Below are 23,777 nucleotides of genomic sequence, written 5' to 3'. Positions count from 1 at the left end.
GGAATTTCAACTCCTTCAGAAAGTTAATAAGAATGACTAGAATTAGTTGCGTAGTGCTTTGCCTTTGGTGAGCATATGCTGCATCCGTTGCTGAGTTTTCGGTTCTCCGCACAGACTAAGGAATGCTTCCCTCTCTAGATCAAGCATATATTGCTCCGTCACAAGCGTACCTGCAGGGACGTCGCCCCCCGCTAGAACATGCGCTAGCTTCTTCGCAATCAGGAGATCATGGTCACTAAGATAACCGCTTTGCTTCATGCCAAGTGCTCCTAATTGAAGCACCGCTTTACCTTCTGAACCTACTACCTGAATTTTGTCATGTGGAATCGGCTCGTAACCACTTCTAGCTAAGCCAAGTACGGCTTGCTTCGCTTCATAGATCGAATGATCTTGACTGGCTACTACACGATCAGTAGCTCTTAAGTAACCAAGACGTTTGGCATCGTGTCCACTTGTAGATACTTTCGCCATACCTACCGTCTCGAAGATTTGGGTGATATACGGCTGCAAATCCGAACCTGTCAGCTTTACACTTTGACTAGCGCGCTGCGTAAGTTCCTTGCATCCGCCTCCGGCAGGGATTAGACCTACACCTACTTCCACCAATCCGTAATAGGTCTCTGCATTGGCTAACACAAGATCCGCGGGCATACACGCTTCTACTCCACCACCAAGACACATCTTGTGCGGAGAAGCAACGACGGGCTTCAAGGAGTGCTTAAGCTTGAACATCGTGCTTTGGAATGTATGGATGATGTTATCAATCTCATCCCACTCTTCATCTTGAGCTTCCATCAAGAGCAACATGATGTTCGCACCTACGCAGAAGTTCTTGCCTTGGTTAGCGATGACCATCCCTTCAAAATTGCGTCCCACTTCATCTACACTCTGGCTAATCATGGATAGAATGTCTTCGCCAATTGCATTGTTAGGAGAGTGGAATTCGAGGCAAGCTACACCGTCGCCAAGATCAATGAGACTTGCACCGGAATTGCCCTTTACGATTTTGTTTTGCTCTTTCAAATTTCGCAACGAGATGATCTCTGGTACGTGCTTAACTTCCTTGAACTGTCCCGTACTGATATTGGCCGTGTACAAGCTGCCGCTATCTTTCTTATAAAAGGAAGTATTACCGGCCGCAATCCACGATTTCACCCATGCGGGAACGAGGAGTCCTTCGGCCTCCATACGCTCCACAGAACGAACCAGCCCAATGGCATCCCAGGTCTCGAATGGACCTAAGTCCCAAGAGAAACCCCATTTCATCGCATCATCAATATCTTGAATGGAGTCCGAGATCTCCCCGACTTTATCTGCCGAGTAGATCAATACTTGCTTCAAAATATTCCACGCAAGCTGCGCATATCTGTCCTTGCCTGATATCATTGCTTTCGTCTTTTCCGTAGTCCCTTTGGCGGCCTTCGCCGCTTCAAGCGAAGCTCCCTTTGGCTTCTGCTGTACGGCATAGTCCAGCGTCTCCAGATTCAGAGCCAAAATCTCATTCCCTTTTTCGCCTTTTACTTTGCGGTAAAAGCCCTGACCTGACTTTTCGCCAAGCCATTTCCGCTGGGCCATCCCCTTGAGGACTTCCGGTGTACGGAATACTTCCTTCTCTGCCCCTTCCTCTATCTGATGAAATACGTTATCTGCGACGTGTATGAATGTATCGAGTCCCACCAGATCTAGCGTACGGAACGTAGCACTCTTCGGGCGACCCATCGCTGGCCCTGTAACGGCATCCACTTCTTCTACGGTATAGCCGCCGTTTTTTTGCATTTCCTGTAAGGTCACAAGCAGTCCATACGTCCCGATACGATTACCAATAAAATTCGGTGTGTCCTTGGCGATAACAACGCCTTTACCAAGCACACGCTCACAAAATTGCTTCATGCTCTGTACTAATTCAGGATCTGTATGTTCACCTGGAACAAGTTCCAATAACTTCATATAACGAGGTGGATTAAAAAAATGTGTGCCTAGAAATTGCTTCTGAAACTCTGCACTGCGCCCTTCAGCCATCGCATCGATCGATATACCTGAGGTGTTAGAAGTAATGATGGTGCCTGGCTTACTATACTGCTCTATCTTCTCAAAAAGACTCTTCTTCACATCCAGATTCTCCACAACCACTTCAATAATCCAATCTACATGAGCAATTTGAGATAGATCATCTTCCAGATTTCCCGGTGTAATACGGCTAGCGAACGAAGGATCATATAAAGGGGCGGGTTTGATCTTGGCTAATTTGGCGATGGCCGATGCCGCATATCGATTTCGAACAGCCGGGTTATCCAATGCTAGACCCTTACGGGCCTCCTCCTCCGATAACTCCTTCGGTACAATATCGAGCAGAAGTGTTGGAATCCCTACATTAGCAAGATGTGCAGCAATTTGTGAACCCATGATCCCTGATCCGATGACAGCAGCTTTACGAATCGTTCCATTCATCATTTGCTTACCTCCAATTCAAGTCCTTGGTTACGTTCAGCCGGTGTACCGCCGAATACAGAGAGTTCTAATATTTCTGCGATATCCTTAGCTTTCACGTGGTCGTCAACTTCCTTCATTTTGGTACCATCCTCCATCATGGTTAAGCAGTACGGACAAGCGCTACTGATAATGGTCGGATTCACTTCCAGCGCTTGCTCAGTCCGAGCCAAATTAACTCGTGTGCCGGATGTTTCTTCCATCCACATCATCCCTCCCCCCGCTCCGCAGCACATACCATTCTCGCGAGAACGTGCCATTTCTGCCAGTTCCACGCCTGGAATTGCACGCAGTACATTACGAGGTTGATCGTACACATTGTTGTATCTGCCTAAGTAACAGGAGTCATGATAGGTAATGCGTTCCTTGACTTCATGCTTTGGATTCAGCTTCCCGGCTTGAATCAATTGATCCAGCAGCTCAGAGTGATGAAGCACTTCCACATTCTCCAGACCGAAATCTGGATATTCATTCTTAAATGTATTAAAAGTATGAGGGCATGCCGTAACGATTTTGCGGACGCCATACTTCTCAAAGAGTTCGATGTTCTCCATGCATAGCTGCTGGAATAACATCTCGTTGCCCATCCGGCGAGGGGTATCCCCTGAGTTCTTCTCCTCGTTGCCAAGGATCGCGAAGCTTACACCTGATTCGTTCAATAACCTTGCCAAAGCTCTGGAAATCTTGCGACTACGCAGATCATAAGAACCCATCGATCCTACAAAAAATAAATATTCAAATTGCGGCTGATCCTTCACCGTTGGCACCTTGATGCCTTCGACTTCCCCGCTCCATTCCGCGCGGGCATTCCGGCTTAGACCCCAAGGGTTCCCTTGTCGCTCAATATTCTGAAGAGCGCGTTGCCCTTCGTGTGGCATGTTGCCTTCCATGAGAACTAAATGTCTGCGCAGGTCGATAATTTTATCTACATGCTCATTGCCAACAGGACATTGATCTTCACAGTTCCGGCATGTGGTACAGGACCAGATTTCTTCTTCAGTCATAACATCGCCAATGAGATTCAAGTGTTCAGGCGCTTTATCTTGCACGCTCCATGTTGATTTCTGCCAAGCCAGTGTGGGACGAATGTCCGTGATGCCCTCACTGTTCCACTGTGCCCCTTCACTTTGCACCTCTGTAGCTAAGGCATGGGCACCGTGAGTAGAGAATGCAAACTCAGGCACATAAGGAGACTTCCCGGTAACTGCGGTCCCTTTTTCAGTAAGATGATCTCTAAGCTTTGTAATCAGATGCATAGGTGAGAGCACTTTACCTGTATTGGTAGCAGGACATACATTGGAACATCTACCGCATTCCACACAGGCGTAGAAGTCAATCATTTGTTTTTGCGTGAAATCTTCGATCTTCCCGACACCAAAAGACTCGGCTTCTTCATCTTCCAAATCGAGCTTACTCAGCTTGCCTACTGGTGTAGAGCGACGCAGCCAAATGTTAATGGGTGCAGTAATGATGTGAAAATGCTTGGATTGCGGAACATACACCAGAAAAGATAACAAGATGATTAGATGCGCCCACCAACATATATAGAACAGAACTTCTGCGGCCGCAGGAGATATGCCCGAGAATACAGCGGCGATCCCCGAAGAGATCGGTGCATAAGCGGAACCCTCCATACCTAACCACAGTCGTTCGAATCCCAGCGATAACACGACAGAGAACATTAAAGTGAAGATAAAATAAACTACGATACTTGGCTTCACACCTCGTTTTAGTCTAGCTAGCTTCTCCCCATAGCGGCGGTATGCCGCATACCCCATCGCCACTAAAATGGCGAAGACGGTAAGCTCTTGAGAGAGTCCGAACCATGCATACAAAGGGATGGGAAGATGCCATTTCCCTTTGGATAATCCCTTGATAATGAGATCTAATGCTCCGAACTGCAGAATAATGAATCCATAAAAGATAACAATGTGCATGATGCCACTTTTTGGATCTTTGAGCAGTTTCTTTTGCCCAAATACCTGAGATAGGAATTCTCCCCACCTTCCTTTGCTCTGGATGCGAAAGTCTGAAGGCTTACCCATCTTGATGTACAAGTACCTGTGATACACAGCCTTGTAGAACAAATACACTCCATACGCGGAAATTGCCAAGAATAGTAATAAGTTCATAATCTGTCCTGCCATCATTCATCCGTCCTCTCTGTTACTTCAGAATAAGTTGTGACGGCTCTCTCATTAGTAAGCGGTTACATTTATTCTTCAAAATAAAATCTTAGTCTGAAACATTGACATCCCTTGCTGTTTCCCATAAGATTAAGAAAAATGAATGAGTATTCATTCAGTTGTTAATTCGAATTCTAACACCGAGGTGGCATAATGGCAAGTAGAAAAATGGATAAATATGAGCTCATTCTGGAAGCGGCCCTTAAAGTCATTGCAGAGAACGGCTTTCATGGATCGCAAATTTCCAAGATAGCTAAGGAGGCGGGCGTTGCCGACGGTACGATATATTTATATTTCAAGAAAAAAGAAGATATCCTTATTTCTCTATTCCAAGAACGATTGGGCGGACTGATTGCGCTCTTCCATGAAAGTGTTAAGGATTCAGCTTCGGCAGATGAAGCTCTAAGAACCGTATGTAACATTCACTTAAGTGAGCTTGAGAACAATGTAAATTTAGCCTATGTCACGCAGATTGAACTTCGTCAAAGTAATCTAGAACTTCGCGTAGCGATAGGTAATGTAGTGAAGCCCTATATTCAATTGATTGAGCATATTCTGGAAAAGGGGGTTCAGGAACAATCGTTCCGCGCAGATCTGGATATCAAGTTAACTCGGTTACTGATCTTTGGTAGTCTGGATGAAGTCGTCACCTCTTGGCTGATCTCAGGCCGTAAGTATTCACTCATCGGACAGGTCGACAAGACGGTCGAATTCTTCTTAAGAGGACTTAAATAATCTGATTATTTTAGAGGGGAGCTTGGCACATGAATATCTATGTATTGTTGAAGCAAACATTTGACACGGAAGAAAGAATCGTGATTCAGAACGGGGAAGTCTCCGATGATGGGGTGAAATATGTAGTCAATCCTTATGATGAATATGCTGTGGAAGAAGCACTTCGTCAAAAGGATATTCACGGCGGCAACATCACCGTCATCTCTGTAGGACCTGATCGCACAGCAGAGGCGCTTCGTACTGCACTTGCGATGGGAGCAGACGATGCCGTTCTTATGAACGATGATCGCATTCCAGCGGATGAATACAGCATATCTCGTGTATTAGCAGCATTCCTAAGCAATCAATCCTATGATCTGATTCTTGGGGGTAATTTCTCCGTGGATACTGGCGGCGGACAGGTAGCCGTTCGGCTAGCCCAGCTTCTTGGTATTCCTCACATTTCCTCTATAACGAAACTTGATGTGGAGTCCGGCAAGGCCAAGGTCCTTCGTGATGCGGAAGGAGATACAGAGACTTCTGAAGTGACGCTTCCTGCCGTCTTTACAGCGCAGCAGGGTCTGAATGAACCTAGATATCCCTCTCTTCCTGGCATTATGAAAGCGAAGAAAAAGCCGTTCCAGAACCTTACGCTGGATGATGTGGGACTTAGCCTAGCCGATATTACTGCCAAAACTCAGCGTCTCTCACTCACGTTGCCTCCTGCACGCAAAGCAGGTCAAATGATTCAAGGAGATCCAGCACAGCAGGCCGCTTCATTAGTTCAACTGCTTCGTACGGAAGCCAAATTAATCTAAGTAGATAAAAGGAGGATTTCACATATGAGCCAGACTTATTTGGTAGTTGCAGAAGTTCGTGGTGGAAGCTTGCGTCAAGTCACCTTGGAAGCGCTTCAAGCTGTGTCCCAAATCAAGAATCAGGATGATCTTGTGGCAGTGGCCTTAATTGGATCTCAAATCACTCCCCTTGCAAGCGAACTCGCCGGGTATACTCAGGGAAGTGTCTACGTTATCGATCGTCCAGAACTCGAGACCTATCATCCAGAACTGTATCTAGATGCGCTTCAGATCGTAATGGATAAAGTGAATCCCGAAGTCATTCTACTGGGTCATACAGCTATAGGTCGTGATCTTGCCCCTGCTGTCGCTTCTCGTCTGCACGGCGGGCAAATCTCTGATGTCATCTCTATCGCTAAGGAAGATGGCAAAGCTATATATACGCGCCCTCTCTATGCAGGCAAAGCTTTTGAGACCAAGCAGTTCTTAGAGGGCCCCCAAGTTATTACCATTCGCCCTAACAATATTAGTGCCGCAGCAACCGTCCCTACCCCTGGAGATATTGTGGAGCTTGAATTTACACCCAAAGCAGATCTACGATCCATTATCAAAGATGTCATTCGCAAAACCTCCGGGAAAGTAGACCTGACCGAAGCTAAGTTTGTTGTATCTGGTGGACGAGGCGTGAAAAGTGCAGATGGCTTCAAGCCACTGGAAGAACTGGCCGAAGTATTACAGGGTGCCGTAGGTGCCTCACGGGGAGCTTGCGATGCAGGTTACTGTGATTATGCCCTTCAGATTGGTCAGACAGGAAAAGTCGTAACACCTGAGATTTATATCGCATGCGGCATTAGCGGAGCGATTCAGCATTTGGCCGGCATGAGCCAATCTCGCGTCATTATTGCAATAAATAAAGACCCCGAAGCTCCAATATTCAAAGTAGCAGACTACGGCATCGTTGGTGATTTGTTCGATGTTGTACCTCTACTCACTCAAGAGTTCAAAAAGGTACTCGTCTAATCTAATCTCGGACTCGGTTTGGGGTATAATGTATACAATTATACTTAGATGAACAGGAGGCTATCTGGCTCATGCAATTTCCTGAACACATGCTTCCCCGAACTGAGACGATTACGTTAGCTATGGGATGTTTTTGGTCCCCAGATGCCTTATTCGGGCATCTCCCCGGTGTAGTTCGTACACGTACAGGTTATGCAGGAGGGACTACACCTCTTCCTACTTACCGCAATATGGGGGATCACTCCGAATCGCTTGAGATCGACTATGATCCTGAGATCATTTCTTTGAAATCACTGATCCATCTGTTCTGGAATTCGCATCAACCTTTGAACATTAATGATTACAAAGGACGCCAATATCAATCCCTCCTATTCTATAGAGATGATTATCAACAAGAAGTTAGCTCACACGTCATTCATGAACGACTGCAACAGGGCCATGATGAACCTGCCACAGAAGTCCTTCCCTATGAAGGTTTTGAACTAGCAGAAGAAAGACACCAGAAATACTATCTCAAACGCTTTCCTGATGCACTCGCTACTATGCTGGAACTCTATCCTAGCTTAGATCGTCTTACAGATTCGACCTTAGCCGCCCGATTAAATGGATTAGCTAAAGGCTTCACCAATCGTGAACGCATCATCGCTGAGATCGAGCAATGGCCTTTGCCCTTGGAAGAACGCGAGAGAAGGGTGTACTTAATCAAGTCGATTAAATGGTAATGCAAACAAGGAGGGACTTACACAGCTTGTTATAGCTGTGTAAGTCCCTCCTTGTTAATTTGTGATGCTAGAAAGAACGGGTATACTTGTGATTCATTTCGTTGTAAAAATTGTTTTCCATGTCATTGTAAGATTATCTCACTCTTAGATCATATAGGATGTCTCATTTTATGTCATTCAGAGTATCTTATTCTATATCTCATTAATAGTATCTTATTCTATATCTCATTAATAGTCTCTTATCCTATAGCCTATTTAGAGTACCTTGTGCTGTAACTCATCTATATCTTTTCCTATAGTTCCCGCGCTCCTGATTTTGCGGTATACTGCATCAATGCATAGCCCAATATAGCAAAGACGATAGCTGGTACTAGCGTAGACAGCGTAATATTCGGATATTCTAGCAGTCCGATAAGAGCGTAGATCCACAGCGCATAGGGAAGATATTTTACATTTGAGGAGACGAGTGAACCCCACACACCGACCCAGAATGCTAGACGACCTAGCTCATAGAGAGGCAGGTCAATGAAGAAGATATCTAAGGATGGATAGGCGGTGTAAGGCAGAATGAATTTTAAAAATATAAACAGCAGCATAATGCCAAGCCCACCGAATAGTAAGTGCAGTTCATAAGGTTTGAGAATGTAATAGATTTTGAACTGTTCCAACCATGCACGAATTTCCCGCCTGACCACAGAGAATTGATTCATTTAGGCTCCTCCCGCGTAGAGGACTGCTCATCTGTATCGGATATTCTAGCAGCATGGCCGTGCTGTTTAGATTGTTCCTTACTATCATCCAGGTCATAATCCACTTCGCTATTGTGACTGATCTCGAAAGTCGCTCCACAGGCTGTGCAGAATTTGGCTTCAGCAGGCATCTCTGCTCCACATTTTTTACACGTTTTGTGATCCTGTAAGTTCTGTATATGTAATGTATTCTGCTCGATCTCCTGCTTCAATGCACGGATTTTATTAAAAATCACATTCATTCCAGCATTGGAGATGTCTCCTCTTTCCGAATTTTGATGCTGATCTGGACCAAATTTATCATAGACCAGACGGCCGATATCTTCGAAATGTTGATTCATTTGATCTTTCAGATCTTTATTCTGTAACTTAATTCGATTGATCTCTACAAGCAGTTTTGCCTTATTCCCGGCTTCCGTCACTCCTGCTTTAAATTTATCAAAAAAACTCATCGTCATACACTCCCTTTTATAACATGATTCGACATATTCGGTATCTCTTCATAGATTTACCTATCGCTCAACTAATTGAAACAAAAAGCCTGATTCTCCCCCAATTACCCTAGACTCACTGGACTTTTGAGCTTTTTGTGCTTTTTGTGCTTTTTGTGCTTTTAGTAAATTCTATGATTTTTTTGCTTCTGAAACATTTTCCTATGCTTTATGCCTTTTATATTTATTTATATTTTATGTTTTTTTCATGCCATAAAGCGAACGACAGACACTTTCTGCTTCAGTTTGTCTCCAGCTTTTTCTTTGAAGTCTGTTATACTGTTATACTGTTATACTGTTATACTGTTATACTGTTATACTGTTATACTGTTATACTGTTATACTTTTAAACCTTTATACCTTTTTATCTTGTTGCCTTTATACCTTGATGTCTCGTGTAATTCTACAGTTTACTTGGTATAATAAAAGCACTACTCAGATTAGGGATGATCGATATGGCATTTGGCATTCAACGTTCCGAACTTAAAGCGTGGAAAGCAAGCGTGGCTGATGGAGAGATCGCTTATCTCACGCATTTTTGGTATGATTCACGCTTTCCAGACATCACAACCGTAACCAAGGTAGGTTGCTCTGATCTCACGAAACTCACACAGTGGTGTCAAAAGCATCAGCTTAATCCTAAATATATTCATCTTCGACCACCCTTTCCACATTTTGATCTTATGGGAAGAAGACAAAGAGAGATCCTCAGGCAAGAAGAAGTCTGGGAACAGATTGATAGATTTCATCTGACGGACTAACCTTCGCAGATGACCCTTTATTGCATCGTGTCGGCCATGTTTAATTTCTCCCCTCTCAGAAAATGCAACACAAAAGATGTAACACAAAAGATGTAACATAAAAGATGTAACATAAAAGATGTAACATAAAAGATGTAGATCAAAAAAGGTTGAGCAGCTAACATAGCCGCTCAACCTTTTTTTGATCTACATTTCTTTTAAATTATAACTTATACTTATTAGATCTAAATTTTATGAGTTCATACTTTTCTTTAAAAAACTAACGTTATCAGCAATCAGTGATACTTTTATAACCAATACTTAAACCTCTTCATTAATTCATTGGGTCTATCTAAGGTTACCTCACCCATTCCCGATTTATTCCTTCCTCCTCATCCATATCTAGATCCGGATCTTCTCCGCGTCTAGCCACAAACAAAAAGATCGTAATGAGAGCAAAGGCAATCAGAGCTAACAATGGAATTGTAATGAAACCGAACCAATCTAAGTAATCTGCATTGCAGGGTACACCTACTTTACAGGGTAAAAGCTTAGCGAAAGCCGGAATCTTTTGCTCCGCATAATGATAAATAGAGATACACCCTCCGATGATACTCATTGGGAGTGCATATCGGATAATGGAACGGTCATTGCGGTAAGCTGCGATGCCAAGCCATAATACTAATGGATACATGAATATACGCTGGAACCAGCACAACCGACAAGGCTCAAACAGCATCACTTCGCTAAGAAATAGACTGCTAGCTGTAGCTATAATAGCAACAAGCCAGGCTAAATATAATCCATACTCTTGTACAAATGAACGTTCCGTTCTCTGATTCATTCCCTACTCTCCTTCTGCAGCTTTATTAATCATCGTCTTCAGACTATTATAATCGAGATAGTTCCCAGTATACTGCAAGCCATTCACATAAATAGTAGGGGAGTATTGAATTTTAAGCTCATTGGTCTTTGCTGTATGCTCATCTAATTCTTTTTGATATGCCGCCTTTTCGATATCTTGCTTCAACTTATCATAATCGATAGGGAGCTTCTCTTGCTTAGCTAGGTTCACTAGGTAATCCGTGGTGAGCTTCCCGCCATTTTCTTTTTCATTTTGCTCACGGTACAAAGCTTCATAGTAGGTCCAGAACGCCCCGTTATTCTGATGATAGACCGATTGGGCTGCTAAAGCGGCGCGCGTAGATTCCTCACCTATAAAGGCAAAGTTCATGAAATAAAACGCCGCCGTTCCTTTATCAAGAAAATCCTTTTGAATCTCAGGCTTCACAGTATCTACAAAGCGCTTACACGAAGGACATTGATAATCACCGAACTCCACGATCTTGACCTTGGCATCCTTGTTACCTAGAACTGGTAATTGGTCGTAAGGAAATGATTGTGTCGTAGTGCTGGACTTATCCTTCGGTTTGTAACTGAATACAGCTGAGATGAGTACAATCAGTACGACAACGGATGTGATCCAGATCAACATCTTCATTCTTTTTTTGCGGATAGCTTGTTCCCTTTTGCTCTGAGCATAGACATTATTCTGTGGCTTAGGTGGCAGTGTAATCCCCTCTTTTCTATAAGTAACCTGCCCCAATTTTATGTTAACTTGGAAGCGTTCGTCAAGTTAAGCTAAGCCAACTTCCTTGCGAGATATTCATAAGCAGGAGTAAGAATGAACTTCGCTAGGACTTCAGGTATAGTCCTTTTGTAACCGCTATCATATTATTGAAAAAAAGATCAGGCACCAAGTGCCCAATCTTAAATTTTATGCTCCCTGCGCACGGCCGATGGCAATCCAGTTGATGATGACTTCATCCACCATACCTGGCTCATCCGTTCCTTGATCGCTAGAGTACACTACTTCATTTCGTACCGATACAAAAACCGCTGACTGAGGTGTTTTTTCCTTAAGAGATACTCGCCATGCAACATGGTTACTTGTAGCTACCATAACATAGTTCGCATCTACGAACGGTTGCTCGAACTCCACTACCACCTGAATGCTAGCTTCTCCTTGAGTAGAGGAGAACGGAACAATTCCGCATTGCTGAAATGTAGGTTGGCCCTTCTCTGTTCTCACAGCAGGGAAAGTCAGGTGCTTAGGCTCAATGCATGCACTAGACAAAAGATCTCCGGTTATCGCCTCTTGTGCAACATGATGCGATTGGACACTAGAAGCAGCTAGATGGATGCTCTGAACAGCTCCCTCGGCAATTTTAGCAGAAGTGACCGCTTGATCGTGCAATGTCGCTTCGCCAACAGCCCCTGCAGCAACATGATATTCATAGATAGACTCTGCTTGAAGATGAGTGAAATTCACAGCATTCGGTGCTAGATGAGCCGATTGCACGGCACCTTCCCCAATCGTCTTGGATCTCACACTGCCTGGAGCAAGGTGTTGATGATGTATGCTCTCCGTGGAGAGCTTGAGACTTGTCACTGCGTGATCCTGTAGATGATGTTCAGCAATCGATTCTTCGGCCACATGGATGGACTGGACCGCATCGTTAGCCAGAATCTCACTGGTAATAGCTTGGAGGGCTAAATGTTCCGTATTCACACTGCCGGTTGCTATATGACGTGAGATAATTGCTTCATCTGCCACTTTATTGGCTACCACACTTTGATGAGCCAACTTCCCCGAAGTAACACTCTGATCAATTAAGTGCACAGTACTGATAGATTTATCTGCAATTTTAGCTGCATTCACGCTTCGATCTGCTAGATGTGCACCTAGTATCTCTCCATGACTAATTTCCTTATGCCCAATACTCCCATGACCAATATGCTGTTGACGAATCGCTTGGGAAGCCAGATGCTCCGGCTGAATACAGCCCTCGGCAAGATGATCAGAGATGATCGCTTTTTTGTGGATTTTTGTAGAGGTAACCGCCTGATCTTGCAGAGAATCGCTATGAATAATGGCTGGGCTTAGATGCTGCGAGTGGATGGAACCCTCTGCAAGTTTTTCACTCCGTATCGATTGATCTTTCAGCTTTTCGGCGGATATTGAATTATCCTCCAAATGTTCCCCGGTTAAGGAATTCAATTGAACTTTAGAGCCGACAATTGCACGGTCTGCAATATTCATGGTGGTTACGGCGTAATCTGCAAGCCAAGCGGTTCCAGCTGACCCTTTAGGTTCATCTATACTGTTGATTTCTTCGCTATCCCTACGTAGCTCGCAAGTTTCGGAATGAGTTAACATGGTAGCTTCTTCTTCATCATCTTTTTGCCCAAAAGATTCAGGCTGCACATAGAGGCGACTTACTGGGGGCAGTTTATCTGAAGTACCTACAGTACTTTTCTGTTGTTCCTTAGTCAAAGTAGATGCTGCGTTTAATTCAGACTCATCGCTCTTAACTTGACGTAACAATACTCCCAGCTGCTCATCCCCCTCATCCGCAAACTTACTTTCCGCCTGATTCCGTTCATCTATAGATACCTCTGCTTGAGCAATTCTGACCTCCGCCTGACGAGCACGTCGATTGTTCTCCTGATCTATAAGCCGTAATTCATTTAAGTTCGGATTCTCGTTACGGTAAGCTTTAGACTTGCTCCTCAACGTCTTACTTGTTCTTCCCTTCTTCAAGTCATCGCTCCTTTCTACATACCTCTATTAGAGGCATTCTATGCAGGAAGATAGGCGAGTGCCACCCGTTCTCTAACCATCAAAGAAAATATCTCATTGCCTTCCACACAAAAAAACAAGCGGACAAGGATAATCCCTTGTACCGCTTGCTTAATAAATCTATAACCCGTGGGTTTCTTATTCTTTAGTGGACTCCGCTTCATTGGAAGCCTCAGCACTTTCAGCTTCTTCTGTCTCTTCTGGAAGTTCAACCGCACGTGGGATCACTACAGAAGCAAGAAGAGTGTCATCTGGAGTAACTAAATTTACGCCTTCTGGAAGAACAAGTTCTGCTGCTGTCAACTTATGACCATTATCGAAAGGCGTTACATCGATATCAATGCCCGCTGGCAATGCATCTGGAAGACCTTCCACTTCTACTTGATTCTCAGAAATTTCAAGCATCCCGCCTGATTTTGTACCTTCTGCTGTTCCGTTATAATGAAGAGGTACATTTACGCGGATCGATTTATTTTTAGATACATGTTGGAAGTCAACGTGAAGGATTTTACCTTGTTGTTGTTGAACATCCTTGATCAAAGCTGGGAAGCTTTCGCCACCAGCAATGGTAAGCTGGAAGAACTCAGAACGGCCTGTCCGAGCGACTTTAGCCAATTCCTTTGCATCTACATGAAGAGATACGCTTTCCATCTCCGTACCATATACTACGCCTGGAACGCGACCTTCTTGTCTTAGTTGACGCATAGAGCTATTCGATTTACCGTTTCTTTTCTCTGCATTTAATTTCACATTATGTTCTGACATCTGATTACCCTCCTCAAAGTTTTGCCAAGGCCTAAAATTCATCCTTCGCAAACTGACACAAAGACTACGATTTACTTCTAGCTTTTACTTATTTAAGAAGTTTAAGCCACCTACGAAGCAAATTCCTTATTTATTATGTACCCAAAAAGATCTAGATGCTTTCACTTTTGGGTAAAAAATATTTAGAAAGTAAAAAAACCTTACATGCCGTCGTAATTTTTACATAGAGATTACAAAAGTCGGCTTTTCAATTCTCTACATCAGAGTAAAATGATAAGGATAGCGCTCGTCCACAGACTGAATCGATGTGAAAGGTTGTTATATATGACACAAGTAGAAATGAAAGACACGGGTTCACGTTATCTCAACCGAGACTTGAGTTGGATTGAATTCAACTGGCGCGTACTGCAAGAAGCCCAAGACCCCCTTACTCCTCTTTTAGAAAGAGCCAAATTTTTGTCGATCGTCTCCAGCAATTTAGATGAATTCATGAGTGTACGTGTAGCTGGCATTCAGGACCAGATTCGTGCAGGGTATAGCAAAAAGGATTTCACAGGATACACTCCTGCGGGCTTGTACAAGCGATTGATTAGTAGAGTAGATAAAATGGTCAGCGCTCAGTATCGCACATACAGAGAAATTTCGAGACTTCTCGTCAAAGAACATATCCAGCTTCTTAAATACGACGATCTGAATGCTACTCAGTGTAAATCTATGGAATCCTATTATCATGATATTATCTTCCCAGTTCTAACGCCTATGGCCGTGGATCAGAGTCGTCCTTTCCCCCTAGTTCACACACAGTTCGTCTATCTGGCTGTCGTCTTGAAAAAGGAAGGTGACCGTCCCGAGGAGGAACCCTATTTCGCTATTGTACAAATTCCTTCGAATTTAGCGCGCTTCGTTAAGCTTCCCCTGCATTCCAATAGTAAGAAGCAGGCTTACATCTTAATTGAAGAATTGATCAAGCATCATATTCAGACCTTATTTAGTGGCTACATTCCACTTGCTGTTCACGAATTCAGAGTAACCCGGAATGCGGATTTGACCATTGATGAAGAAGGTGCAGAAGATCTACTAGAAGAGATTGAGAAAGAACTACGCAAGCGCCGCTGGGGTGCGCCTGTTCGGTTGGAAGTGCAGAAAGGATTCCATCCATATGCCTTGGAGCTTCTGCAAGAGGAATTTGAAATCCCAGATGCTATCTTTGAAATAGATGGCCCGCTAGATCTTACCTTCTTGCGCCATTTTACAGGAGCAGTAAAAGGCAATCCCAAACTTCGTTACCCTCAAGATGATCCACCGTATCCTCGGGAGTTCGAGGGGCATGATGATTTCTTCGAAGTGCTGAGAGAACGGGACGTACTCATGTATCACCCTTATGAATGTTTTGATGCGCTCACAGATTTCATCGTGCAGGCCTCTGAAGACGTTCAAGTTATGGCGATCAAGATGACGCTGTACCGGGTAAGTGGAAATTCTCCGCTCATTCAAGCACTAGCGGATGCTGCGGAGTCAGGCAAGCAGGTAACGGTTGTGGTCGAACTTAAAGCACGCTTCGATGAGGAACGGAATATTGCTTGGGCGCGTAAGCTGGAAAAAGCAGGCTGTCATGTCGTCTACGGGCTCGTTGGGCTTAAGACACATGCCAAAATTCTTTTGATTGTCCGTCAAGAAGGTAAAGACCTGAAACGCTATGTTCATGTTGGCACAGGAAATTATAACGACAGTACAGCACGCCTTTACACGGACATTGGGCTATTTACGACGCACCCAGCAATTGGTGAGGATGCTTCCGAATTATTTAATCTCATGACAGGCTACTCCGCTGTACAAGATTGGCAAGCAATCACACTCGCACCAGACAATATGCGAACCAAACTTGAAGAGCTAATCGATAGAGAGACTGAACATGCTAAGGCCGGCAGACCTTCTCGAATCATAGCTAAAATGAACTCTTTATCAAGCCAAGATATTGTCGATGATCTGTATGCGGCTTCCCAGCAAGGAGTCTATATCGACTTGATTATTCGTGGTGTATGTTGCTTGCGGCCAGGCGTTGAGAATTTAAGTGAACGGATCACCGTTCGAAGTATTGTAGACCGCTTCTTAGAGCACTCACGTATTTATTACTTTGAGAACGGGGGACAACCCGAAATCTGGCTATCGAGTGCCGATTGGATGACCCGTAATCTTACACGGCGTATTGAATTAATGTGTCCCGTCTATGACGAGAGAGCCCGCAGCATCGTGATTCAGATTCTTCGTTTATCCCTTGAAGATAATGTAAAAGCAAAGCAGCTTATGCCAAACGGCAAATACGAGAGCATCGCGAACGACCTCCCGTCTTGCCGCAGTCAATTTGCTGCGATGGATATTAAGATGTGGAAGAAGGATCAATCTCCCACTTCAATTTAATGTCCCATACCTTTTGAAAATGTTTGGCTGCCGCTTCCAGCTCTTTGAGTTCCACAAAGGGTTGGGCGCGGCATTTTAATTTTAAAAGGAGAACTCCGTCCTTCTGCTCTGCTTCTAGACGAACAACAGGCTGCGTCTCAGTCACGTCCAAGGCAATAGCTAACTGGAGAAGCGTACTGAGCTTCGGAATCCACACTGCATCTTCATCTGTTATAATGTGTTCTTGGTACTGATCGGTACTGAGCTGCTTCCCTTTGGCCGCGCGGTATTCAGCGATGAGTGCAATCATGACTACCTCTCGGTGAGTTAACGCTCCAAGCGGAGCATTCAACAACCAATAAAATGTATGCTTCTCATATTGATGATACCAAAGTGAGCTACCAATTCGGTAAAGCATAGAAGATACATAGATGAGTCGCTCCAGTTCAGCCTCCTCATCTTCTTCCTTTAATTCGGACACCAACGAACGAAGAATGCCCTGCGCTAATGTATGCACTTGGTCCAGATGAACTCTAGGTGAGGAAGAGTGGAAGGCCAGCAGACCATTCACTTGACCCTTAATTACATCCTTCGCTCGCGGGAGCTGCACTCCTATTCGATCTTGAAGCAATCCTTCCCGCAGCCCCGTACCGCTAATCATGCATACTTCTGATTTCAAATATTTCAGAACCGTATGGAAAATAAGCACGCCCGGCACAATTAAGTCCACACGATTTTTGGAAAGACCATTCAGTCGCTTACGCTGCTCCACAGAAAGAGAAGGAAGCAGTTCAGCATAATGATCGACATCCTCGTCTCGGATGACATAGTGATGCGTCATGGGAAGAGGATATTTATTGCGGCGTTGGTCGAGCTTCCCTAAAGAACGGATCGTTCCTCCAAGCCCGATCATGGGAAGTCCTGCATGTTCCTTAATCCAAGCATGCTCTTTAAGATGCGTTCCTACATCCTTACATAATTCATGAATACTTTCTTCAGACCATTTCGTCCGATCCGCTGGACCAAATCTCGCATTAGAATTCACGGCTCCAATGGGTAAAGAGACACTCTTTTGCAGCTCCCGATTGCGGTACAGCGTAATCTCTGTACTTCCCCCTCCAATATCAATAATGAAGCCATTCTCAATCGGCATACCATGAGCCACGCCGAGGAATCCATAATATGCTTCTTCTTCACCAGATAAAAGCTCAATCGCAAGTCCTGTTCTCTCATCTAGCATCTCTACAATTTCTGTTGCATTGACAGCATTCCGAATCGCTGCCGTTGCGGCGCATCGAACCGAACTACATTGATAAGCATCACATATGTTTTTGAATTCGCGCAAAACCGGTACGATGGATAGAATCCCTTCTTGGGTCATCGATCCAGATAAATCTATTTTTTCACTTAGACGGGCAGACTCCTTGGACTCCAATATCACTCTATAGAAACCTTCCGGTGAGATTTCATAGACAACTACCCGAATGGAGTTCGACCCAATATCAATAATGCCGATGTTGCTCAAGGTGCTTTTCATGGATTTACCACTCCTTTATCTTCTACCACTTTAGCCCATTAGCGCCCAAAAATAAACGTCCACCCATTCAAATTGCAAAAAAAAGACCGATATCCCAAGGATACCGGTTAGGCATAGACCTAATATGAATTGGAAAAAGAAAACGTACAGAACCCAAATGACTATACGTCGAGACTATTCACCAAAGCGATAACTTGGTCATTCGTCTGCATATCCAGTGCTTTCGCAGCAAGTTCTTGCATGTCCGCTTTGGACAATTTCGAAATTAAAGAACGGGCTGGAAGTATGGACGTTGCACTCATACTGAACTCATCCAGTCCAAGACCTAATAACAATGGAATGGCCGTAGTGTCGCCCGCCATCTCTCCGCACATTCCGGCCCAGCGGCCTTCTTTGTGGGCTGCATCAATAACCATTTTTACCAGACGTAGAATGGCTGGGTTATAAGGTTGATACAGATAAGATACACGTTCATTCATCCGGTCAGCAGCCATCGTATATTGAATAAGGTCATTCGTTCCAATACTGAAGAAATCAACTTCTTTGGCAAACTGATCCGCAATAATGGCCGTGGACGGAATTTCAACCATGATACCGAGCTGGATACTATCGGAGACCTCTATACCTTCAGAAGCAAGCTTCGCTTGTTCTTCCTGAAGCAAACCCTTCGCATTTCGGAATTCATCCAAAGTGGCAATCATAGGGAACATAATTCGCAAGTTACCATACACACTTGCACGAAGCAAAGCACGAAGCTGGGTACGGAAAATATCTGTACGATCCAAGCAGAGACGGATGGCACGGAACCCTAAGAAGGGATTCATTTCTTTCGGAAGATCTAAATAAGGAAGCTCTTTATCTCCACCGATATCCAGGGTACGCACTACGACCGGCTTACCTTCCATACGCTCAAGTACCGTCTTGTAGGCATTGAACTGAATTTCTTCACTCGGAAGTTTGTCCCGGCCCATATAGAGGAACTCTGTACGGTAAAGACCTACGCCTTCGCCGCCATTATCCAGAATCCCTTGTACATCGTTCGGCGTACCAATGTTGGCTGCAAGCTCTACATGCACACCATCTTTGGAAACGGTATGCTCATCACGTAGCTTGTTCCATTCTGCCCGCTGCTCTTGGTACACCTTCTGCTTGTGCTTGTATTGTTCTAGTAACTCTTCGGTCGGATTAATGATAACCTTACCATCCAGACCATCCACGATAATCAAATCGCCGTTATTTACTTTGGCTACGACTTCTTTAGTTCCTACTACCGCAGGAATTTCAAGGGAACGAGCCATAATGGCGGAGTGGGACGTACGCCCACCGATGTTCGTGGTGAAACCTAGAACGTATTTACGGTTCAGTTGCGCTGTATCCGATGGAGTCAAATCTTCAGCGATCACGATCACTTCTTTATCGATCTCTGCGGGATTCACATAAGTTAGTCCTAGAAGATGCGTCAAAATACGCTTTGTAACGTCCCGCATATCCGCCGCTCTTTCTTGAAGATAAGCGCTCTTCATATTTTCGAACATCGAGATGAACTGAGCAGCCGTCTCATTCAAGGCATACTCTGCGTTTATGGAATCTTCCGTAATTTTATCTCGAACGGGATTAATCAACTCGGGGTCATTCAAAATAAGCAAATGAGACTCAAAAATCTCAGCCTTCTTATCTCCTAGCTCCTGGCGTGTACGTTCCTTGATACTTTCAAGTTCCTGTTGAGATTTGGCAAGCGCCTCGTCCAACTTTGCGATTTCAGCGGGAATATCTTGAATATCCCGCTTCGTCACGGTGTAATCAGGGTGTTCAAGCTTGAAAGCAGGAGCTATCGCCACGCCCGCAGATGCGGCAATACCCTCCAATTTAACCATTGATTTCGCCTAGCCCTTCATTAACCATAACTTCAGACAAAGCGTTCAATGCAGCTTCTGCTTCTTCCCCTTCGGAAGAAAGAACAATGGAATCTCCTTGTTCAAGGCCCAGAGAAAGAACACCTAGAATGGATTTTAGTGTAACTTTTTTACCATTTGCTTCAGCAAATGATTCAGCACCTTTAAATTTATTAGCTGTATTTACCAAAGCTGTAGCTGGGCGTGCGTGGATTCCATCTTCATCAACGATTTTAAAGTTCTTTTGCATAATTCAAACATCTCGCTTTCTTCTTATAATTTGGATTGTTGTTAGCTATATAGATGAGGTAAGTTACCTCGGATAAAAACAATTATTTGATCTCAATGATGTCGCCTTGGCCTCGCTTCGTCGTGCCTGGTGTGAGGAGCGTCACCTCTGAGCCTTCCGGTAAGTTAGAGAAGATGATCGGTGAAATGATTGAAGGTGCATGGGCTTTCACATAATCTAAATCCACTTCCATGATCGGTTGCCCTGCGGAGACTAAGTCTCCTTCTTTGATCAAGACATTAAATCCTTGACCTTTCAGCTTAACCGTATTCACACCAATATGAACGAGTACTTCCTTACCGCCGTCTGACATGATACCAATCGCATGTTTGGTTGGGAAGACATTGAATACTTTGCCGTATACGGGCGACCCAATGGTGCCATCCGAAGGTAAGAATGCAAATCCATCACCCGTCATTTTCTCAGCAAATACAGGATCGGGTACTTCGGTAATCGGCAGCAATTCACCATTCGCAGGAGCGACAATGTCTTCTTTAATTAGAGCATCTCCGTCTTGCGCAGCTTCTTGTTCCGCCTCGGCTGGCTTAGTTCCCGCATTTACTTTAGCTGTATCTTGATTGAGTTCATCTTTCTTCAATACTACTGAATCCGAACCCGGAGTACCTACTTCTGGAATTGTCTCTGCTACTTCTTCAGCAGAAGGGACTTTTACTGTAGGCGTCTTGCCACTAATGATGTCTTGAATCTGACTCTTAATTGTATCTGAACGTGTCCCGAAAATCGCTTGTACGTTGTTACCGACTTCGAGTACACCGGAAGCACCTAGTGATTTGAGACGATCTTTCTTCACTTGACCTTTATCCTTAACCTCTACACGAAGTCTTGTAATACAAGCATCCAGATGAGTAATATTCGCCTGACCTCCAAGAGCCGCTAGAATATTACCAGGTAATTCATCATTCGTAACTTTACCCCTTGGAGCTTGGTTATCCTCTGCTTCATCTGTAGGATCTTCGCGACCCGGAGTCTTCAGATTGAACTTACGGATAATAAAGCGGAATCCAAAGTAATAAATAACCGCGAACACAAGACCTACCACAATTACTAAGTACCACGGCGTTCGGTTAGGAATGACACCGAAGATTAAATAATCAATTAATCCACCCGAGAACGTCATCCCGATCTTCACGTTCAGTATGTACATGGTCATAAAGGAAAGACCTGCGAACACACAGTGAACGGCGAACAAGATAGGAGCTACGAATAAGAAGGAGAACTCTATCGGCTCTGTAATACCAGTTAAGAAAGATGTCAGTGCCGCAGAACCCATAATCCCTGCAATATACTTCTTATGTTCTGGGCGGGCTTCATGATAAATCGCTAGCGCCGCAGCAGGAAGTCCGAACATCATGAACGGGAATTTACCTGTCATAAATGTACCGGCAGTGAATGGCACGCCATCACGTAATTGTTGCATAAAGATATGCTGATCTCCTCGAATCACTTGCCCTGCCTTGCTTGTATATTCTCCGAATTCGAACCAGAATGGCGAATAGAAAATATGATGGAGACCAAATGGAATCAAAGATCGCTCGACAACACCAAAGATAAATGCTGCCAGTGTTTTGTTGGTATCAATCATGTTGTGAGACAAGTAATTCAGTCCATGCTGAATCGGGGGCCACACAATAACCATAATCAACCCAAGCAAAAGGGAAGTGGCCGCCGTCATAATGGGAACGAACCGCTTTCCTGCAAAAAAGCCTAAGTAAGAAGGTAACTCAATTCTGAAGAAGCGATTGTACATGGATGCGGCTAAAATCCCGACAATAATACCACCGAAGACGCCTGTAGCCAGTGTCGGTATACCGAGCACACTAGCATACGCTTGATTTTGACCAACCATCGCAGGGGTTACACCGATGACACCACTCATCGTGATATTCATAACTAGGAATCCGACAATGGCTGCCAAAGCGGCTACGCCTTCTCCTCCAGCTAATCCTATCGCTACCCCCACTGCAAATAGGAGCGACAAGTTATCAAAAACAATTTGTCCTGCATTCATGAGTACAAATGCTACGGCATGCACACCTGAATTATTAAGGAATGGTACTAATTTCAAGAAGTCCTCACTAATTAACATGTTCCCAATTCCCAGAAGCAGGCCTGCAGCTGGAAGAATCGCAACCGGAGTCATCAAAGCCTTACCTACTCTTTGGAGAACACCGAAAAACCTCTTAAACATTACAAATCCTCCTCAAGGAGCACAAAAAAGGCATGAGCTCGAAAGTAATTTATGTATTTCCTCGTTAGGGATATAATACCCCGCCAAGTGAAAATACAATCAAATTCCTCTCATCAACTCATGCCTGATCGAATCAGTTACACATTTGATGTACACTTATTTAATTCGCATGCCTATAAATGGATTATAGCATTCTCCTAAAGCGCAGTGCAACACTTTCCAGAACGTGTAAATTTTTAGGATTTCTCTGTCAAATCCCCCTCCGGAACAACCCGGTGTAAATGCATCGTTAGATAGGATGTCTCTGCTTGATATACAGGCTTCTGTAGACGCGCTTCCATCATTTGTGTTAATTCCATAGCAAGATGATATAGACTCGGATATTCCTGACGCAAAATTGCAGCCAGCTTGTCCGGTTCACTGACTTTATCTCCTTTACGTACCCGTTCTATAGCGAATCTGAGGTGCGTAAGTAACCGAGCATAGTCTAAAGAACTACGTTCAAGCTGAATAGCTAAGCGAGTCTCGATCATCTGAACTAAGTCTACAATCAGTTCCGAATGCATCTTGACGTCCGTAATATGTTGATTCGTTAAGGAGCTATGAATATGCAGGGCAATGAATCCAATCTCATCTTGCCCCAAGTCAATCCCAAGCTTCTTGTGTATCAACTTAATTGCATATTGAGCTAGATCATATTCCAGCGGATAGATTTCCTTCGTCTCGAATAAAAATGGATTGTGAATCACGATATTCTGCTCTAGTCGCTTGATGGCAAACGCAATATGATCTGTAAGAGCAATGTGAATATGCTCATTTAATTTCTGATCGATCTTGGAACTAATATAAAGGATCACTTCGTTGATAACTTCAATTAATTGTTCATCCACTTGAGGAAGAAGCTGCTTATATTGTTCTTGTTCTTGTATGTTTTTCAGAAAAAACATCTTCTCAACCGAATGGCTAGGAATACTCTCCCCTGCTTTTCGATTGAATCCGATACCTTTACCAATGACCACCACTTCCCCTTGATCTGGATGCTGGGCAATGATGACATTGTTATTCAACACTTTACCTACCACTATACTACTCAATATGTGCACCTCTCTACCCGTTGCCATGAAAGGGTTCATAGCTTA

19 protein-coding genes are annotated in these 23,777 nt (G+C 44.1%); 6 read left to right on the top strand and 13 right to left on the bottom strand.

Going from position 1 to position 23,777, the window contains the following annotated elements; genetic code table 11:
- Nucleotides 1–42 precede the first annotated feature (42 nt).
- Together J2Z69_RS00470 and J2Z69_RS00465 are read right to left on the bottom strand one after the other, a co-directional pair.
- Nucleotides 43–2,448, bottom strand: coding sequence for a 3-hydroxyacyl-CoA dehydrogenase/enoyl-CoA hydratase family protein (locus tag J2Z69_RS00470; RefSeq protein WP_209860388.1), 2,406 nt, complete (start codon nt 2,446–2,448; stop codon nt 43–45).
- Nucleotides 2,448–4,634 carry a heterodisulfide reductase-related iron-sulfur binding cluster gene (locus J2Z69_RS00465; protein WP_209858208.1) on the bottom strand — a complete coding sequence of 729 codons (2,187 nt, stop codon included), beginning with the start codon at nt 4,632–4,634 and terminating at the stop codon, nt 2,448–2,450. Before J2Z69_RS00465 ends, J2Z69_RS00470 begins: the two co-directional genes overlap by 1 nt.
- Before the next feature lie 192 nt (nt 4,635–4,826).
- Between J2Z69_RS00465 and J2Z69_RS00460 the strand changes: the two genes are divergently transcribed.
- The 4 genes from J2Z69_RS00460 to J2Z69_RS00445 all read left to right on the top strand — a co-directional run bounded on the left by J2Z69_RS00460 (nt 4,827) and on the right by J2Z69_RS00445 (nt 7,926).
- On the top strand, nt 4,827–5,408 hold the full coding sequence (locus J2Z69_RS00460) for a fatty acid metabolism transcriptional regulator FadR (protein ID WP_209858207.1): 582 nt from the start codon (nt 4,827–4,829) through the stop codon (nt 5,406–5,408).
- Between the two features lie 29 nt (nt 5,409–5,437).
- Nucleotides 5,438–6,205 (top strand): electron transfer flavoprotein subunit beta/FixA family protein, encoded by a 768-nt coding sequence (locus J2Z69_RS00455; RefSeq protein WP_209858206.1) that lies wholly within the window; start codon nt 5,438–5,440, stop codon nt 6,203–6,205.
- Nucleotides 6,206–6,229: 24 nt separating this feature from the next.
- Nucleotides 6,230–7,204, top strand: coding sequence for an electron transfer flavoprotein subunit alpha/FixB family protein (locus tag J2Z69_RS00450; RefSeq protein WP_209858205.1), 975 nt, complete (start codon nt 6,230–6,232; stop codon nt 7,202–7,204).
- 71 nt (nt 7,205–7,275) lie between these two features.
- A complete protein-coding gene (locus J2Z69_RS00445) occupies nt 7,276–7,926 on the top strand; it encodes a peptide-methionine (S)-S-oxide reductase MsrA (protein ID WP_245338901.1) in 651 nt (216 codons plus the stop codon).
- Nucleotides 7,927–8,219: 293 nt separating this feature from the next.
- Here the strand turns inward: J2Z69_RS00445 and J2Z69_RS00440 are convergent, their stop codons facing one another.
- Both J2Z69_RS00440 and J2Z69_RS00435 read right to left on the bottom strand, forming a co-directional pair.
- On the bottom strand, nt 8,220–8,636 hold the full coding sequence (locus tag J2Z69_RS00440) for a hypothetical protein (protein WP_209858203.1): 417 nt from the start codon (nt 8,634–8,636) through the stop codon (nt 8,220–8,222).
- Entirely contained in the window at nt 8,633–9,127 is a 495-nt protein-coding gene (locus J2Z69_RS00435) for a zinc ribbon domain-containing protein (RefSeq protein WP_209858201.1), read from the bottom strand. Before J2Z69_RS00435 ends, J2Z69_RS00440 begins: the two co-directional genes overlap by 4 nt.
- A 494-nt stretch (nt 9,128–9,621) precedes the next feature.
- Between J2Z69_RS00435 and J2Z69_RS00430 the strand changes: the two genes are divergently transcribed.
- Nucleotides 9,622–9,927, top strand: coding sequence for a hypothetical protein (locus J2Z69_RS00430; protein WP_209858200.1), 306 nt, complete (start codon nt 9,622–9,624; stop codon nt 9,925–9,927).
- Nucleotides 9,928–10,264: 337 nt separating this feature from the next.
- Here the strand turns inward: J2Z69_RS00430 and J2Z69_RS00425 are convergent, their stop codons facing one another.
- The 4 genes from J2Z69_RS00425 to J2Z69_RS00410 form a co-directional block, all read right to left on the bottom strand.
- Nucleotides 10,265–10,750, bottom strand: a complete 486-nt coding sequence (locus J2Z69_RS00425) for a disulfide oxidoreductase (protein WP_209858199.1) — start codon at nt 10,748–10,750, stop codon at nt 10,265–10,267.
- A 3-nt stretch (nt 10,751–10,753) separates the two neighbouring features.
- Nucleotides 10,754–11,401: a DsbA family protein gene (locus J2Z69_RS00420; protein ID WP_245338900.1), complete on the bottom strand. Its 648-nt coding sequence runs from the start codon at nt 11,399–11,401 to the stop codon at nt 10,754–10,756.
- Nucleotides 11,402–11,683: 282 nt separating this feature from the next.
- Complete coding sequence (locus tag J2Z69_RS00415; RefSeq protein WP_209858198.1) at nt 11,684–13,510, bottom strand: WIAG-tail domain; 1,827 nt, start codon at nt 13,508–13,510, stop codon at nt 11,684–11,686.
- Nucleotides 13,511–13,687: 177 nt separating this feature from the next.
- Nucleotides 13,688–14,314 (bottom strand): 50S ribosomal protein L25, encoded by a 627-nt coding sequence (locus J2Z69_RS00410; protein WP_209858197.1) that lies wholly within the window; start codon nt 14,312–14,314, stop codon nt 13,688–13,690.
- A gap of 324 nt (nt 14,315–14,638) precedes the next feature.
- On the opposite strand from J2Z69_RS00410, the gene ppk1 reads away from it, so the two are divergent.
- A complete protein-coding gene (gene ppk1, locus J2Z69_RS00405) occupies nt 14,639–16,732 on the top strand; it encodes a polyphosphate kinase 1 (RefSeq protein ID WP_209858195.1) in 2,094 nt (697 codons plus the stop codon).
- Here ppk1 and J2Z69_RS00400 read toward each other — a convergent pair.
- From J2Z69_RS00400 to glcT, 5 genes are all read right to left on the bottom strand, one after another.
- Nucleotides 16,692–18,248: a Ppx/GppA family phosphatase gene (locus tag J2Z69_RS00400; RefSeq protein ID WP_209858194.1), complete on the bottom strand. Its 1,557-nt coding sequence runs from the start codon at nt 18,246–18,248 to the stop codon at nt 16,692–16,694. The two genes, ppk1 and J2Z69_RS00400, sit on opposite strands and share 41 nt — an antisense overlap.
- A 161-nt stretch (nt 18,249–18,409) precedes the next feature.
- Nucleotides 18,410–20,122 carry a phosphoenolpyruvate--protein phosphotransferase gene (ptsP, locus tag J2Z69_RS00395; protein ID WP_209858192.1) on the bottom strand — a complete coding sequence of 571 codons (1,713 nt, stop codon included), beginning with the start codon at nt 20,120–20,122 and terminating at the stop codon, nt 18,410–18,412.
- A complete protein-coding gene (locus J2Z69_RS00390; RefSeq protein ID WP_209858190.1) occupies nt 20,115–20,390 on the bottom strand; it encodes an HPr family phosphocarrier protein in 276 nt (91 codons plus the stop codon). The genes ptsP and J2Z69_RS00390 overlap by 8 nt, the downstream gene beginning before the upstream one ends.
- A gap of 82 nt (nt 20,391–20,472) precedes the next feature.
- Nucleotides 20,473–22,638, bottom strand: coding sequence for a glucose-specific PTS transporter subunit IIBC (gene ptsG / locus J2Z69_RS00385; RefSeq protein ID WP_209858188.1), 2,166 nt, complete (start codon nt 22,636–22,638; stop codon nt 20,473–20,475).
- 236 nt (nt 22,639–22,874) lie between these two features.
- Complete coding sequence (glcT, locus tag J2Z69_RS00380) at nt 22,875–23,732, bottom strand: glucose PTS transporter transcription antiterminator GlcT (protein ID WP_281069356.1); 858 nt, start codon at nt 23,730–23,732, stop codon at nt 22,875–22,877.
- Nucleotides 23,733–23,777: the final 45 nt, after the last annotated feature.

Origin of the sequence: Paenibacillus shirakamiensis (assembly GCF_017874255.1) — a bacterium.
GTDB lineage: Bacteria > Bacillota > Bacilli > Paenibacillales > Paenibacillaceae > Fontibacillus > Fontibacillus shirakamiensis.
The sequence above is the reverse complement of the archived record's forward strand: the minus strand, read 5'-3'. Positions and strand labels throughout refer to the sequence as shown.